The 15,484-nt window shown below is 38.3% G+C and carries 18 protein-coding genes; 5 read left to right on the top strand and 13 right to left on the bottom strand.

Annotated elements, in window-relative coordinates; genetic code table 11:
* Window positions 1-208: 208 nt before the first annotated feature.
* Entirely contained in the window at window positions 209-1,222 is a 1,014-nt protein-coding gene (locus I592_RS07415; protein WP_010780825.1) for a branched-chain amino acid aminotransferase, read from the bottom strand.
* A 157-nt stretch (window positions 1,223-1,379) separates the two neighbouring features.
* Between I592_RS07415 and I592_RS07410 the strand changes: the two genes are divergently transcribed.
* Window positions 1,380-2,294 carry a mechanosensitive ion channel family protein gene (locus I592_RS07410; RefSeq protein WP_010780826.1) on the top strand — a complete coding sequence of 305 codons (915 nt, stop codon included), beginning with the start codon at window positions 1,380-1,382 and terminating at the stop codon, window positions 2,292-2,294.
* A gap of 51 nt (window positions 2,295-2,345) precedes the next feature.
* On the opposite strand, the gene I592_RS07405 is transcribed toward I592_RS07410, so the two are convergent.
* The 6 genes from I592_RS07405 to racE all read right to left on the bottom strand — a co-directional run bounded on the left by I592_RS07405 (window position 2,346) and on the right by racE (window position 6,731).
* Complete coding sequence (locus I592_RS07405) at window positions 2,346-2,948, bottom strand: DJ-1/PfpI family protein (RefSeq protein WP_010780827.1); 603 nt, start codon at window positions 2,946-2,948, stop codon at window positions 2,346-2,348.
* 82 nt (window positions 2,949-3,030) lie between these two features.
* Window positions 3,031-3,300, bottom strand: coding sequence for a 30S ribosomal protein S14 (rpsN, locus tag I592_RS07400; RefSeq protein WP_010780828.1), 270 nt, complete (start codon window positions 3,298-3,300; stop codon window positions 3,031-3,033).
* Window positions 3,301-3,490: 190 nt separating this feature from the next.
* Entirely contained in the window at window positions 3,491-3,979 is a 489-nt protein-coding gene (cbpB, locus tag I592_RS07395; RefSeq protein ID WP_010780829.1) for a cyclic-di-AMP-binding protein CbpB, read from the bottom strand.
* A 91-nt stretch (window positions 3,980-4,070) separates the two neighbouring features.
* Window positions 4,071-4,583 (bottom strand): metallophosphoesterase, encoded by a 513-nt coding sequence (locus I592_RS07390; protein ID WP_010780830.1) that lies wholly within the window; start codon window positions 4,581-4,583, stop codon window positions 4,071-4,073.
* Window positions 4,580-5,917: a ribonuclease PH gene (gene rph / locus I592_RS07385; protein ID WP_010780831.1), complete on the bottom strand. Its 1,338-nt coding sequence runs from the start codon at window positions 5,915-5,917 to the stop codon at window positions 4,580-4,582. The genes I592_RS07390 and rph overlap by 4 nt, the downstream gene beginning before the upstream one ends.
* A gap of 1 nt (window position 5,918) precedes the next feature.
* Entirely contained in the window at window positions 5,919-6,731 is an 813-nt protein-coding gene (gene racE, locus I592_RS07380) for a glutamate racemase (RefSeq protein WP_044926142.1), read from the bottom strand.
* Window positions 6,732-6,881: 150 nt separating this feature from the next.
* On the opposite strand from racE, the gene I592_RS07375 reads away from it, so the two are divergent.
* A complete protein-coding gene (locus tag I592_RS07375; RefSeq protein WP_010780833.1) occupies window positions 6,882-7,112 on the top strand; it encodes a hypothetical protein in 231 nt (76 codons plus the stop codon).
* An 87-nt stretch (window positions 7,113-7,199) separates the two neighbouring features.
* On the opposite strand, the gene I592_RS07370 is transcribed toward I592_RS07375, so the two are convergent.
* Genes I592_RS07370 through I592_RS07355 form a run of 4 tightly spaced genes read right to left on the bottom strand, consistent with a single transcriptional unit; the run spans window position 7,200 to window position 10,091 of the window.
* Complete coding sequence (locus tag I592_RS07370) at window positions 7,200-7,850, bottom strand: amino acid ABC transporter permease (RefSeq protein WP_010780834.1); 651 nt, start codon at window positions 7,848-7,850, stop codon at window positions 7,200-7,202.
* Between the two features lie 18 nt (window positions 7,851-7,868).
* The gene (locus I592_RS07365) at window positions 7,869-8,513 is read right to left on the bottom strand and encodes an amino acid ABC transporter permease (protein WP_010780835.1); all 645 of its coding nucleotides are present in this window, start codon (window positions 8,511-8,513) and stop codon (window positions 7,869-7,871) included.
* Window positions 8,513-9,343 (bottom strand): transporter substrate-binding domain-containing protein, encoded by an 831-nt coding sequence (locus tag I592_RS07360; protein ID WP_010780836.1) that lies wholly within the window; start codon window positions 9,341-9,343, stop codon window positions 8,513-8,515. Before I592_RS07360 ends, I592_RS07365 begins: the two co-directional genes overlap by 1 nt.
* Window positions 9,344-9,353: 10 nt before the next feature.
* Entirely contained in the window at window positions 9,354-10,091 is a 738-nt protein-coding gene (locus I592_RS07355) for an amino acid ABC transporter ATP-binding protein (RefSeq protein ID WP_010780837.1), read from the bottom strand.
* A 259-nt stretch (window positions 10,092-10,350) separates the two neighbouring features.
* On the opposite strand from I592_RS07355, the gene trpS reads away from it, so the two are divergent.
* Window positions 10,351-11,361 carry a tryptophan--tRNA ligase gene (gene trpS, locus I592_RS07350; protein ID WP_044926502.1) on the top strand — a complete coding sequence of 337 codons (1,011 nt, stop codon included), beginning with the start codon at window positions 10,351-10,353 and terminating at the stop codon, window positions 11,359-11,361.
* A 53-nt stretch (window positions 11,362-11,414) separates the two neighbouring features.
* On the opposite strand, the gene I592_RS07345 is transcribed toward trpS, so the two are convergent.
* Both I592_RS07345 and I592_RS07340 read right to left on the bottom strand, forming a co-directional pair.
* Window positions 11,415-12,623 carry an NAD(P)/FAD-dependent oxidoreductase gene (locus I592_RS07345; RefSeq protein WP_010780839.1) on the bottom strand — a complete coding sequence of 403 codons (1,209 nt, stop codon included), beginning with the start codon at window positions 12,621-12,623 and terminating at the stop codon, window positions 11,415-11,417.
* A gap of 15 nt (window positions 12,624-12,638) precedes the next feature.
* On the bottom strand, window positions 12,639-13,541 hold the full coding sequence (locus tag I592_RS07340; protein WP_010780840.1) for a prenyltransferase: 903 nt from the start codon (window positions 13,539-13,541) through the stop codon (window positions 12,639-12,641).
* Between the two features lie 181 nt (window positions 13,542-13,722).
* Here I592_RS07340 and I592_RS07335 point away from each other — a divergent pair, with 181 nt between their 5' ends.
* Both I592_RS07335 and I592_RS07330 read left to right on the top strand, forming a co-directional pair.
* Window positions 13,723-14,697: a polyprenyl synthetase family protein gene (locus tag I592_RS07335; protein ID WP_010780841.1), complete on the top strand. Its 975-nt coding sequence runs from the start codon at window positions 13,723-13,725 to the stop codon at window positions 14,695-14,697.
* A 161-nt stretch (window positions 14,698-14,858) separates the two neighbouring features.
* A complete protein-coding gene (locus tag I592_RS07330; RefSeq protein ID WP_010780842.1) occupies window positions 14,859-15,428 on the top strand; it encodes a glycerol-3-phosphate responsive antiterminator in 570 nt (189 codons plus the stop codon).
* Window positions 15,429-15,484 lie beyond the last annotated feature (56 nt).

The raw sequence follows: 15,484 nt of genomic DNA, 5'->3' as shown, positions 1-15,484 counted from the left end.
AAAAAGCCACTCGCAATGAGTGGCTTCTTTTCTAAATGAATTTAAAGATTCTATCTGTGTGATAGGGATATCGCTTGCTATAGAATTTCATTGAACTTCTAACCGATTAACGATGGCTAAAGCCGCCTTCAAGAATCAAAGAACTAAGGTGAATACCACTAAAAAAATTAAGATGATACCCTTTACCTTCTTTTAAGCACTCTAAAAATCAGACTTCATAAATCCAGCCTTTCGGCGCTTGAACGTCTCCAAATTGGATTCCAACTAGCTCCTCGTACAATTTTTTTGTAACGGGACCCGTCTCTGTTTCACTATAAAATACATGGAAATCCTCTCCATTCTGGATTCCAGCAATTGGTGAGATGATCGCTGCTGTCCCACATGCCCCCGCTTCAGCAAATTTATCCAGTTCGTTTAAACAAACATCCCCTTCGATTGCTTCCAATCCAAAGCGTTCTTTTGCCAAATGTAACAATGAATATTTAGTAATACTTGGCAAGATTGATGGTGATTTTGGCGTGATGAATTGATTATCGTGCGTAATTCCAAAGAAATTTGCTGATCCAACTTCTTCGATTTTAGTGTGGGTCGCCGGATCTAAATAAATACAATCAGAAAAATTTCGATCATGAGCAAGTTGTCCTGGCAATAAGCTTGCAGCATAATTTCCTCCCACTTTGGCAGCGCCTGTACCAAAGGGTGCTGCGCGGTCATATTCAGAAACAATGAAGTTACTCGGTGCCAATCCGCCTTTAAAATATGGGCCCACCGGCATACAGAACACACTAAAAATATATTCAGGGGCAGGAACCACACCAATATTAGGACCTACACCTATTAGATAAGGGCGCAAATATAATGTCGCTCCAGTTCCATAAGGAGGAACATATTCTTCATTTGCTCGCACCACTTGCATCACAGCATCAATAAATTTATCTTCGGGAACATCTGGCATTTGTAAACGCGCAGCACTCTTATTCATCCGTTTTGAATTTTCATCTGGACGAAATAGGTTAATGTTTCCATCTTTGCGCCGATAAGCTTTCAATCCCTCAAAACATTCCTGTCCATAGTGGAGACAAGTAGATCCTTCGTTAATGGTGATCGTATTGTCTTCTGTAAGTTCCCCTGCATCCCATTGACCATTTTTCCAATGAGAAATATAACGGAACGGTGTTTTGATATACTCAAACCCTAATTCTTCCCATTTTATGTTCACCATTTTATCATCCCCTTCTTATTTAAATGTTAGTCTATCATTTTCTTCCATCATTGTCATGGATTTTTTGAATTATAAGAATATTATGATTGTTATCAACCAAGTCGACAGAAATAGTAAAGATTGTTACACTATTTCTATTAACGTATAGGAGTGGCTTATGTTTTTATTGACAACACAAACAGTTGATTCCAGCAGCGGCAACGTGGTGGAACAAGCAACAGAACAATTATCCGTCTGGCAAAAATATTGGCAGACGATCGATTGGGATCGTGTCTTTTCAATACTCATACAAAAAGGATTGACAATTTTAGCGGTCTTAGTCATCTTTTATTTAATTAGAAAGATTGGAAGTTTCTTGATTGATCAATCATTTGATCGACAAAAGAAAAAAATGACAGATAATGCTACTAGAATAGAAACAATTCATGCACTATCTAAAAATATTTTTTCTTACACGCTCTTTTTCTTCTTTCTATATTCCATTTTAGATACACTCGGAATTCCGGTCGGGTCGCTTTTAGCTGGTGCAGGAATTGCAGGTATCGCTATAGGTCTTGGTGCGCAAGGCTTTACAAATGATATCATTACAGGTTTCTTCATTATAATGGAGCAGCAAATAGACGTTGGTGACTATATTCGCTTGACTGACTTGCACATTGAAGGAACCGTGACTTCTGTCGGCATCCGCATGCTTCAGATGAAATCTGCCGATGGGACGGTACATTTTATTCCAAATCGCAATATTACAACAATTAGTAATCTTTCACGCGCGCATATGCAGGTCAAAGTAGACATCCGAATCCAGCCAGATGAAGGGTACGATAGAATAAGTCATCTAATCGACGAAACCAACCAAAAACTTTCAAAAGAGTTTAAAGATGAAATCTTTGATGGTCCGACCCTCTTCGGGATGGTTGACCTTGGAAACAGCAATTATGCGATTCGTACTTTTTTATATGTAACCAATGGGAAACAATACAAACTTCAAGAAGAATTTCTCACAGCATATGTAAAAGTTCTCAATCAAAATGGTTTTACCATTCCAAATGATCCAATTGTTATTGGAAACTAAAAAACGGCTCCCGACAAAGTTAAACTTTGTCGGGAGCCGTTTTTAACTATCTTATGAGTCATTTTTTTGCGTTAAAAAGTCACGATAACGTTTCTGATAACCATAATAGCCTAAACGATAGAAATCAACTGCTCTTTTAGCCTCAATAAAACTGTCGCCGACAAGGTGCAAGGCAAATTCAGTAAAATCCAATACAGCAGTTCCGTTTGCCGTAACAAGATTTCGATCGCAGACTGCTTGTTTCTCTAAAAAATTTTCAGGCATCTGATAGTTAGGAAAATCCCTCCAAAGAAACCGAGCATTGCCTGTGTGCATATACCCTTCAAGAAAGCCGTGTTGAGCTAAATAATCAACAGAACCGCATATCGCGGCCAACGGTAGCTGACGGTCCATTTGCTTCTCTATAATCTGATAAAGTGCCTGACTCTGTATACTCCATGAATGTCCACCGATTAATACCAACAAGTCAAAGTTGGATTCAATTTGACTAAAATTAAAATCCACGTTTGTCTGCAATCCGCCAATTGATTTTACTTGCGGTAAATTCGACGCCGTTCTCACTTGCCAATTTTCTCGTTGATTTAGCAAACTCATTAAATAAGCAGCCTCCCAATCAGCATAGTGATCAAACAAAACAAACAAGGCCGTTTTCATACTATCGCTCCCTTCCGATTTGCTATACATTACTAGTTTAACAAAATCATGAAGGTAAATCTCTTACTAATTTGTACCGCTTTTACCAACTTGCTTTTTTGATACCGGGAATTTGTCCTTTATGAGCGAGCTCACGAAATTTGATCCGTGACATCCCAAACTTGCGCATATATCCTCTTGGACGACCGTCAATTTGGTCTCGTAGCTTTAACCGATTCGGATTTGAGTCTCTCGGTAATTTTGCTAGTCCTTCATAATCACCCGCAGCTTTTAACGCTGCTCGTTTCTCTGCATAGTGATCAATCAACGCTTGCTGTTTATGCATTTTTACAATTTTTGATTTTTTTGCCATTTGTTTTCTCCTGTTCATGATTTATTTAATCGAGTTTAACCGTAACGGTTACTGTTTAAACACTTGATAAAAATAACACGCTAAAGAAGTAAAGTCAACTGATCCGTACTCTAAGTTCTTCGCTCAAAATAATTCAGCTTTTAAATGATAGTTAGTACAAAAAAAGAGACCTTAAATAGGTCTCTAGAGATTAGCTTGGTGTGTTCGCATGAAAAATTACTTTCGTTTCAGGGTTTTTACGTTCAAATTGATGAAACGTGTAATTCACTGCTTTTAAAATTTCTCTGCGAGTGACGATCCCACAAAATACTCCATCGCTGTCCAACACTGGTAAAAATGAGGCATTCACTAATAAGTGAAGCACATCTTCTAGTTCAGCATCTGGACGCATAACCGGTACTTCGGTGTTCATCACATCAGCAACTGTTAGTGTTTCCAAATTAGATGTATCAATGCCATCTATTCCTAACATTTTCTTTACGATGTCATTTAAGCTTAATAACCCTACAAAATGATCCTCTTTATCTAAAACTGGTATGGTCGAGTAACCAGCTTGCGATAAGAGCAGTAGCGCGTGTTCCAAAGGGTGTTCTTTTATCACGTTAGCAACATTCTCTGCTGGAATCATCATTGTTTCTTCGTGCTCCATCATTAATTCTTCGATTGCAGGACTAATCATATGGCGCCTCCGTTCTAATATCTTCACCTTATTTTACCTTATCGGCTAAAAGAAAGCGTTATTTATCCAAATGTTTAATAAAAATTAGGAACTATCGTTTAAAATCTGCAGCTAATTCTTCGATTAGTTGGTGTGCACGATTGTAGAAGGTTACGTGTATTTCTTCGTCTTGACTGTCAATAATGGCATAACTTGGTATTTGTACAGGTCCACGAGGTTGGGATATGCTTCCGGGATTTACAAACAAGATATTCTTGTCATATTCAGCTACAGCTTGATGAATATGTCCAAACAAAGCAATTGTTGCACCCACTTCTTGGGCTTGCAACGAAAGCATGGTTAATCCAAATCGAACATTTGATAAATGACCGTGTGTCATATAAATGATGTCATTTCCAATTGAAAGTACTTGTTCTTTTTTATAGCCCGGATCATAGTCACAATTTCCAGCAACAACAGTAAAATGTTCCCACAATTCATCACTCGCCTTTAGCTCCGAATCACCGCAATGAAACATATGATCCACCATGTTGACGTAGCGGTTGACAATTTCCACCAGAATATTACGGTCTCCATGATTATCGCTAACAACTAAATACTTCATTGATTTCCCTCCAACCAAGTTTTCCATACTTTTTCTAACTCTCTCACAGCCATTCCTCGATGACTTATTTCATTTTTCTCTTCACTCGTTAATTCAGCAGATGATTTTTCATAGCCCGGCACGATAAATAAAGGATCGTAGCCAAACCCGTTCTCTCCTTGAGGGATTCGCCCAATACGGCCGTTCCAATCGGCTGATACCACGAGACTCTCTTTTTTAGGGGCTGCAAAAACAAGTGTACAATGAAAATGCGCTGTCCTTTTCTCATCAGGAACATCCGTTAGTTCATGTAATAGCTTCGCGTTATTAGCCGCATCGCTTTTTCTTTCCCCCGCAAATCGTGCTGAGAAAACTCCTGGCATTCCGTTTAATGCATCCACGACTAACCCTGAATCATCCGCTAATACAGGTTGCTGTAAAATCTGTGCAATTGTTTCAGCTTTTAATCGAGCATTTTCTTCAAAAGTTGTACCCGTTTCCTCCACATCAGGGAGCTCAGGATAATCTAATAATGTTTTCGTTTTATACCCTCCTTTACCAAATAAAGAAGCAAATTCTTTCGCTTTACCAGGATTTCTCGTGGCTATCACAATCGTTTTTTCTTCTGTTTCAATTTCAGAGAAGAGTGATTCTTTTTGAAAGGCAATCAATTCTTGAATAGCTGCTTTGCCGTGTAAAATTAGTGCATTCAACTCATCGTCATCGAATGTTGCTTCTTCGCCAGTCCCTTGAATTTCCACGAAACGTCCAGATTCAGTCATGACTAAGTTCATATCAACCGCTGCTGACGAATCTTCCGAATAATCCAAATCAGTGACTATCGTTCCATCCGGTAAAATACCAACACTAATTGCTGCTAAATGCTCCTTAATTGGGTCTTCTAGTAGCTCACCAGTTGCTAATAACTTGTTGATTGCTAGTCGTAATGCAACAAACCCGCCCGTGATGCTGGCAGTTCTGGTGCCCCCATCCGCTTGAATCACATCACAGTCGATGATGATACTCTTCTCACCTAACTTCTCTAGGTCAACCACTGCACGTAATGAACGCCCTATCAAACGTTGAATTTCCATTGTTCTTCCAGTTACTTTCCCTTTGGCACTCTCACGGCGATTCCGTGTGTTTGTCGCTCTTGGCAACATACTGTATTCGGCCGTTACCCAACCCGTTTCGCTGCCCCGTAAAAACGGCGGTACAGAATCCTCTAATGTTGCTGAGCAAATGACCTTTGTATCACCAAAGGATATAACAACAGATCCTTCTGGATGCTTGAATACATTCGTTTCAATCTTGATCGGTCGTAATTGTTGAATCGTTCTTCCATCATGACGCAAATTATTCTCCTCCTAAATCTATGTGAGCTACGTTTAAATTTTTAATGTCTAGCCATTCACCAGCAATGTCTTTGAACATTTTAGGTGAACCAGTCGTATAAAAAACTCGGGTTTTCTGCCCATTTTGTTCGTAATTATTCAAATTGAAGTAATCTAATAACGTACTGACATCGTTCACTGTCTCCGCACCTGAATCAATCAATGTCACCTGTTGCCCCATTACATTTTGGATGATTGGGCGTAACAATGGATAGTGAGTACAGCCTAAAATCAAAGTATCTAATTTTTCTTTTTTTAGTGGCACCAATGTTTGCGATACAATTTTCTTTGCTACAGAGCTTTCAAATTGATTACTTTCGACGATTGGTACAAATTTGGGACAAGCCAGGCTGGATACATATATTTCGGGGGCTTTTTCCTGCAGCTCATGCTTATAAGAGCCACTCTTCACAGTTCCCAATGTTCCTATAATTCCAACTCTGCCTGTCTTACTTGCCTTAACCGCCGCACGTGAACCAGGTTGGATAACACCAATGACTGGTATATCTACACTATTTTTTATCTCCTCTAATGCTACTGCCGTGGCTGTATTACAAGCAATTACAAGCATTTTAATATTTTTGCTCAATAAAAAACGAGTCATTTGCCAAGTAAACTTAATGACTTGTTCGGCTGGTCGAGGACCATACGGGCACCTTGCCGTATCCCCAAGATATAAGATTTCTTCATTTGGTAGCTGACGCATTGCTTCTTTGACCACTGTCAAACCGCCTACGCCAGAGTCAATAAATCCAATTGGTCTTTCATTTGACAAAATGCTCATTCCTATCTGATTCCAAGTATCACCTTATTTTCCACTTTTTAAAGAAATATTTCAAGCCCCAGAGTCTTAGTATAATAAAAGCGTTTCCTTTTGAAAGGATAACAATCAGTGCTAAACTATTTGTGAGAGAGGTGGTCAAAAATGGACAAAGAAAAACTAACCGAAACTATTGGAAAAGTTTCCGCTGGTGACCGAAATCAAGATCCTGCCAAAAAAGCAACTGAAGAGGAAACAGAGAAACACAACAGTGAAAAGCAAGAAAGTCCTGAACCAAGCCTTTTAGAGAAGCTTGGGAAAACTCAAGCCGGAGCCGTTTATGAAGATCCTGCAATGAAAAAAACTGAACGTGAAACTGAAAAAGAAAAAGAATAAGTTAACTTTTCTCAATCAGCATCAAGCACAATTGACCAATACGAACAAAGTGAAGCTCTCTTCTGGAATGAAGAGAGCTTCACTTTTTTAATAATTATATTTACTTGTTTCCAAGAAGCTAGAAACAAGTGATAGTACATAACATACAACAAAGTACATCGCAGTCATCGCAATAAACATCGGTATAACATAATTTGTATTTTGTCCATAAATGATTCTAGCATTGTGTGTCAGCTCCGGCAATGAAATAATTACCGCCAAAGAGGTATCTTTAATCAATGAAATTAGCTGACTCAAAATTGCCGGCAGCATTGATTTAAACGCTTGGGGAAAGACAATCACCATAAGCGTCTGAACGTAAGTCAATCCAGAAGACATGCCCGCTTCGGTTTGCCCTTTCGGAACCGCGTTGAGTCCAGCGCGAAAAATTTCAGATAACATTGCCGATTCAAAAATCGTTAATGCTGCCACCGCGGCCCAAAATATATTCAGTTTAATCCCTATTTGCGGAAGAGCAAAATAGGTGAAGAAGATGATTAGTAACAACGGTAAATTTCGAATGATATCAACAATTATCCCTACAATTTTTGACAGGAACGGAACATTACTAAATCGAACAGTTCCCGCAATGCCACCTAAAACCATACTAAATACAATTGAGACCACTGATACTTGAATCGTTACCCACAAACCGTCTAAAAGGAATCGTAAATTAATCCATGAAAAAGCACCATTCATATTTTTTACCCCTCCTTTCTATGCTTTCGCCCAATTCTTATCTAAGTAATTCATTAGATAAGACAAGGGTAAAGTCAAAACTAAATAGAATAAACCGACAATAATGTAAGTATCGAATGTATTAAAAGTTGTGCTCGCAATCAAATCACCTTGATACATTAAATCCAATCCTGCCACCATCGCCAAAATAGAAGAATTTTTAATCAAGTTAATGAATTGGTTTCCTAAAGGTGGTACCACAATTTTAAATGCTTGCGGCAGCACAATATAACGCAGTGTTTCTGAGTAAGAGAATCCTGAAGACAGACCAGCTTCCATTTGTCCGTTTGGAACAGTTTGGATTCCAGAGCGAACGGTCTCGGCAATGAATGCAGACGTATATATCGTCAGACCGATTGTTCCTGCTTGAAAACCATCAAAACTATAAAAATACATTGGTGCAACTACATAGAAGAACATGACAATGATTAACAATGGAATATTTCGGAAGAACGCGACATACGCCTTTGCTAAACTACGAATGATTCGGTTATGAGACAATTGCAGGATTGCCATAAGTGTTCCAATAAGTAAACTAAAAACCAATGCTAATAAACTAGCATAGATCGTGAATTTAAAGCCGCTGGCAAATTCACCAGAAAATGTTTGAAATAATTGTACCATTAGAACTGCGCCCCCTTTTTCGCTCGACCTTCCGCATCTGCAGGGAACCATTTTTCAAAGATTTCATTATAGGTACCATTGTCATGCATTTTACGTAACGCGCCATTTACTTCTTTTAAAAATACCTCTTGTCCCTTATTGATAGCAATTCCGTATGGCTCGTTCGTAAACGCACCACCTGTCAATTCATAATTATCATTTTCAGAAGCCATTCCTAATAAAATCGCATTATCCGTAGTCATAGCTTGCCCCTGCCCAGATTGTAATGCAGTGAACGCTTCGGCGTAATTTTCAAGTTCTAGAATATTGGCATCTGGTGCATGTTTCCGGATATTAATTGTAGAGGTAGAGCCTTTGACAGCTAAAACAGTATCATCAGAAGTCAAATCTTTTATATCTTTTATATGACTACCTTTTTTAACTAATAATGACTGCCCTGCATCAAAATAGATATCAGAAAAATCAACTTCTTTTTTTCGGTCTTCAGTTATCGTCATAGTAGCGATAATTGCATCAATGTTCCCGTTTTTAAGTAATGGGATACGGGTTTTTGAGGTTACCTCAACAAATTCAGCTTTGCCATTTTCACCGAGAATCTCTTTTGTAATGGCTTTGGCGATATCGATGTCAAAGCCTTCCACTTTTCGGGTCTCGATATCCATCATACCGAATAAGCGAGTGTCATACTTTACTCCCCAAATAATTGTTGGCTCTTCTTTAATTCGTGTAGCAATATCTTCATTCGCTACGCTTTCTCCTTTACATCCTGACAGCATTAGCATAACCAGCAGCGGAAGAAGGAAGGAGATCATTTTTTTTATCTTCGACATAAGCCGCCTCCTAATGATTAATTACTTTGCTGACAAACAGCTGAGCACGCTCCTCTTTTGGCTTTTCAAAGAATCCTTTGATATCTCGCGTGTCTTCTAATACTTCACCATCAGCCATGAATATAATCCGATCCGCTACTTCTTTAGCAAAACCCATTTCATGAGTCACGACGATCATTGACATACCATCTCGTGCTATTTTTTTCATGACATTCAATACGTCACCAATCATTTCTGGATCGAGTGCGGATGTCGGCTCATCAAAAAGCAGCAAATCGGGATTCATCGCTAAACCGCGAGCGATGGCGATCCGTTGCTGCTGTCCTCCAGATAACATCGAAGGGTAAGAATCCTTCTTATCTAACATATCTACTTTATCCAATAATTTTTCTGCACTCTTCGTTGCTTCATCAGAGGATTGCTTCAAAACCTTGATAGGTGCTAAAGTAATATTTTCTATCGCCGTCTTATTAGGATAAAGATTAAAATGTTGAAAGACCATTCCTATATTTTTTCGAATGTCTTTTAATTTAACTTCTTTACTATGTAAATTTTTGTCATTCACTAGTAACTCGCCGGAAGAGATATCTTCTAAACCATTAATGCATCGAAGCATGGTACTCTTTCCTGAACCAGAAGGTCCGATAACTACTACGACCTCACCTTTTTCAAAAGACAGGTTAATATTTTTTAAGGCATGAAACTTTCCATAGTATTTCTCTACATGCTTAAATTCGACCATTGGCATGTCAAGCCACCTCTTTTTCCTTATCGTATTCTAATTTTTCCAATGTAGGTTTAATTATAAGCTAAATTTTTTTACTTTGTAAAGAAAAAAACTCAAGTACAAGAAAAAAAGTTCTATTAACTCCTGTTTTCATGTAATGTTTTTTAACATGGATATTGGTCTCGTTTTCGATAAAAAATTAGTTAAGAGTTGTCATGTTCCTCAAAAAAAGGTAGTATTTGAAGAAGCTATTGAAAGAATTTTACGAAAAGGTGAGTTAATGAAAAATATCATTTTGACTGGAGATCGTCCAACCGGACAATTACATTTGGGCCATTATGTCGGTTCTCTAAAAAATCGTGTACGTATGCAAGAAGATCCTGAAAACAAACTATTTATCATGGTTGCTGACATGCAGGCGCTGACTGATAATGCCAAAAATCCGGATAAAGTTTCTTCAAATATTTTGCAAGTTGCGTTGGATTATTTAGCAGTAGGTCTTGATCCGAAACGGTCGACTCTATTTATTCAATCTCAAATTCCTGAATTAGCGGAATTAACAATGTACTATCTAAACTTAGTAAGTGTTGGACGCGTACGCCGCAACCCAACAGTAAAATCTGAAATTGAACAAAAGAAATTTGGCGAGAGCGTACCCACAGGATTTTTTATTTATCCTGTTTCTCAAGCATCCGATATTACTGCGTTTAAAGCCAACTTAGTTCCTGTTGGTGAAGACCAAAAGCCTATGCTAGAACAAACGCAAGAAATTGTTCAAAGTTTCAATCATACTTATGGCGATGTTCTTATCGAGCCAAAAGGTGTTTTTCCTGAAAAAGGACAAGGACGTCTTCCTGGGATTGATGGAAATGGAAAAATGAGTAAATCTCTAGGAAATGGTATTTATCTAGCGGACTCTGCAGATGTTTTAGCAAAAAAAGTCATGAGTATGTATACAGATCCAAATCATATCCATGTGGAAGATCCAGGCCAAGTAGAAGGAAATATGGTCTTTACGTATTTGGATGTCTTTGGTAAAGACAAAGAAAAAATCAGCGAGTTGAAAGAACATTATCGCCGTGGTGGTCTTGGAGATGTGAAAATCAAGCGTTACTTGATTGATGTTTTGGAGGCTGAATTTGGTCCAATTCGTTCACGTCGCGAAGAATATGCGAAAGATCCTGATGCAATCATGGAAATGTTGAAAGAAGGCAGTGAGAAAGCGCAAGCTGTTGCTGCTGAAACTCTAAAAGAAGTTAAACAAGCAATGGGAATCAATTATTTTGGTTAAACAAAAAACACTCGAAATTTTCGAGTGTTTTTTTACTTGCCTTAATTATCGACTTAATGGTAAAAATCAAAACGTCCTTTAGCCATAACCTCTTTGACGCCACCTGTTTCATACAATGAGCGGTCCATGATCGCCTTTTTAATGAATGACGCTGGATAGGCAGTAACTTCTGTTTTTCCAACAACGCCAAATGCATGCGTATTTCCTATTGAAGCTACAGATCCTAATGACTTAAACGAGAATGGTTTGCTAGGCTGTCCTTTTAATTGATTCAAGATATCTTTTCCAGCGTATGATCCCATCGCCAAAGCGATTTGCGCTGTGGTTGGATAAGGACGATTACTAGCAGGGTCCATAACTGCTGAAACATCACCTAGCAAATAAACGTCATCATGTTTTGGATCAGTCAAGTTTGGATTCACCATTACTCGACCACGACGCTCTTCAAATCCAGACTCGCCAATGACTTGACTGCCGCTGACACCCGTTGTCCAAATAATTGTTTTCGCATTTAGAGCTACTAAATCATTTTCATTATCTTTTGAATTTTGGTAAATTACAGCACCGGGTTCAACTTTCTTGATTGGTTTTCCTGTAAGCAGCTTAACATCCCACTTATTCAAATGATCAATACAATACTTGCCAAGTTTCTCGCTAAACATTGGTAAAATTTTGTCCACTGCTTCGACACAATAAATTTGAATTTCTTCAGGTTTTACTCCAGCAATATCAGCAAAAGCCTTGCTGCCTTCCACCAAAGCCCCTACCAACTCGATACCGGTAAAACCAGCACCACAAACAACGATACGGAGATATTCTTCGTTTTTAGTTTCCTTGTACTTCTTCATTTGATCTACAATGTGTTTATGCACTTGATCGGCAGTTCTAACATCCACCATTTCTAAGGAGTTTTCCTTCACACCTGGAATACCGAAGGACTCAGATTGGAACCCTAATGCGACAATTAGGTAATCATATTGGAGGGTTTTATTTTCCAAATATACCTGTTTCTGTTCGGTATCGATTTTCTCTACTGTGTCCTGGATAAACGTTGTCTTATTGGAATTTACAACGTCTTTGATTTTATAGCAGATTTTTTCGTCCGGTTGTGTACCGGCTGCAACTTCATGCAAACTTGTCGACTCGTAGTGATAATCGTTTCGATCCACCAACGTGATATGCACATCCGCTCCGGACTTTTGTAATACATGCAGCGCGCGTAATCCTGCGTAACCTGCGCCTAAAATAATTATTTCTTTCATTTCTGTCTCCCCCTCTTAAAATAGAAACGTCAATGCAAAGCTGATGACTTGTGCGGCAGCCCCTACCGCTAAAATTCTTACTGCACAAATGAACGTCTCCCGTTTCACTTGTTTAGCAAGAAATAATTGTATCTGGTGATAAATAAATGGTGCAACTAAAAATGTCCCCAGCATTGACCACGGGGCGATTCCTAAAATCACCGATAGCAAGATGGCTAAAAAAGCAGCCAAGTTCATTATCTCGAATAAACGGATTGCACGTCTTTTTCCTAAATAATGGACCAAAGTAAAGCGATTGTTCATTTCGTCTTCTTCTAAATCACAGATATTGTTCGCTAGCATCAAATTTGCGATCCACAACGTATTAGGTAAGGAAATCAAAAAAATAGCAGTGATATTAGTAAAATTCCATTGAAATACCTCGTACGTATTTAAATAAACACACAAACAAGTGATCATAAATCCCATAGTGAATCCCGAAAAAACTTCACCTAGTGGAAGGCTCGATAAAGGTTTGGGACCGGAAGAATAAAAGATTCCGACCCCATAACAAAATAACCCCATCAATAAAAAAGGCCATCCAACTACTAACGTCAAACCGACTCCAATAAGTGCTGAAATAATGATCATCCCGATCATCATCCGAAAAACTAGTTTAATATCTAAACTTTCTCTTCCAATAATATTGGTTTTTTCTCTATAGTCGTGAATTTCCGTCGCGTGGTGATAGTCGTTATAATTATCCAATATGTCAACTGCCATATTAAAAATGAACATGGCGACAAAGTATAACAGAACTAACCCTAAATGAAGTTTGTGAAAATTATACAGGCTAAAACAAATCCCAATAAAAAAAGGCAGGACGCTCGCGGTTTTCGCTTTAAATTCCACGAGTTCCAGGAAAACGGTTAAAGTCATTTCACCCTACTTTCGTTATTTTCTTTTTCCTATTCATTATGCTATTTTTATACTTTTTCTTCAAAAGATTTGCTTACGTTTTATGTGTTTCGTCTCACGAAAGATTAATCAAGCATTCTAGTAGTCTTTCTACCAGCCATGCGATAAAATAAACTTGAAAACGTTGTTAGAAGGAGCCACTATGTCAGACTATTGGAATGAATACCCTGAAATACAAGAAAATTTAATGCAAGTTAAAAATTTAATATCACAAAGACTTGTTATTAATAATAAATCGATTGAAGAGGCCGTCACAAAATTTTCTTCTACAGGAGGAAAAATGATTCGACCGGCACTCTTCTTTCTTTTCGCTGATTTTGGAGAGAACAAGGATCAAGAACAGTTAGTTAAAGTTGCCGCTTCATTAGAATTATTGCATTCTGCTACACTTGTCCACGATGATATTATTGATGACTCTCCCACGCGCCGAGCGATGCCTTCCATTCAATCACGATTTGGAAAAGATATTGCTGTTTACACCGGAGATTTTATGTATACTAGTTATTTTGAACTGCTTGCTGAATCTATGAGCCATACCCCCTTTCTTTTGAAGAACGCCCGTACAATGAAAAAAGTCTTGCAAGGTGAGCTAACTCAAATGACTTGTACCTTTAATCCTGATCAAACGATTAGGGATTATCTGCGAAATATAAACGGAAAAACAGCCGAACTAATACGGCTTAGTTGTCAAGAAGGGGCTTATTTCGGTGGTGCAGACGCGAAATTGCAAGCACGCGCAAAACGAATTGGATCAGCGATTGGCTTAGCTTTTCAAGTATATGACGATATACTGAACTTCTCACTTGATTTAGAAAATAGTCAAAAACCAGTATTGACTGATGTGCAACAAGGTATTTATACGCTTCCCCTTCTCATTGCTCGTGACAACCAGCCAGAGATTATTCGTCCATATTTGAAAAATCCCGAAGCATTAACGCATAAAGAACTGATTCAGTTAGCAAAAGATGTTTCCATATCCGGCGGGATGACGGGCGCGCTTGATTTTGCCGAAATGCTGACAAAAAAAGCTTTACGGGAAATTCAGGAGCTGCCCGATGGCGGTAATAAAAAACTAATCGAAAATGTTACCAAGCAATTGGTAGAACGATCCTATTAACCCGAGAAATAGAATAGAAAACGAGATGCCTCTTACTACTCAGCTTTGAAAGGTTGAGTAGTTTTTTTCATTCGTTCAGAGCTCAGCCCTATAAAGATCTCTTTTTCTTCTTTTTATGTCATGTTAAAATAAAGGTGAAAATAAATAAGGGGTTATTGTAGATGAACATTCACGAGTTGTATCAAAAATTGGAAGCCTCACCAGTGATAGCTGCAACAAAAAATCAAATAGACTTTGATGCTGCATTAAACTCAGAAGCGGAAGTCATTTTTATTCTTCAATCTCATTTATTAGAACTAGCCGATCTATCAAAGAAAATTAAAGAGCGGGGAAAAACAGCTATTCTACATGCTGACTTGGTGAAAGGATTGTCTTCTGATGAAACGGCCATCGATTATATTAAACAAGTCACCTCTTTTGATGGAATCATTTCCACAAAACCTTCTATTATAAGACACGCGAAGAGACATCATCTGCTAACGATCCAACGTTTCTTTTTGTTAGATTCATCTGCATTGGAAAACGTTGAGCGTCAATTAGGATACACAGAAGCGGATGTAGTAGAAATTCTTCCAAGCGTTTCTCCAAAAATTATCAAAGAACTCGTCCATCATTCAAAAAAACCATTGATTGTTGGTGGCTTAATTCGAGATAAGGAAGACATTATGGGTGGTTTAGGCGCTGGATCCCTTGCGATTTCCACGACCGCAAGTGCTCTTTGGTCGATTTGATTTTAGGATTGTTGAACACCTTTAAAGGTGTTATAATACAGGTAACTTAATACCGC

Origin of the sequence: Enterococcus gilvus ATCC BAA-350, assembly GCF_000407545.1 — a bacterium.
In the GTDB taxonomy this organism is placed as follows: domain Bacteria; phylum Bacillota; class Bacilli; order Lactobacillales; family Enterococcaceae; genus Enterococcus_A; species Enterococcus_A gilvus.
Note: the sequence above shows the minus strand (reverse complement) of the source record. Positions and strands in the feature narration are given on the sequence as shown.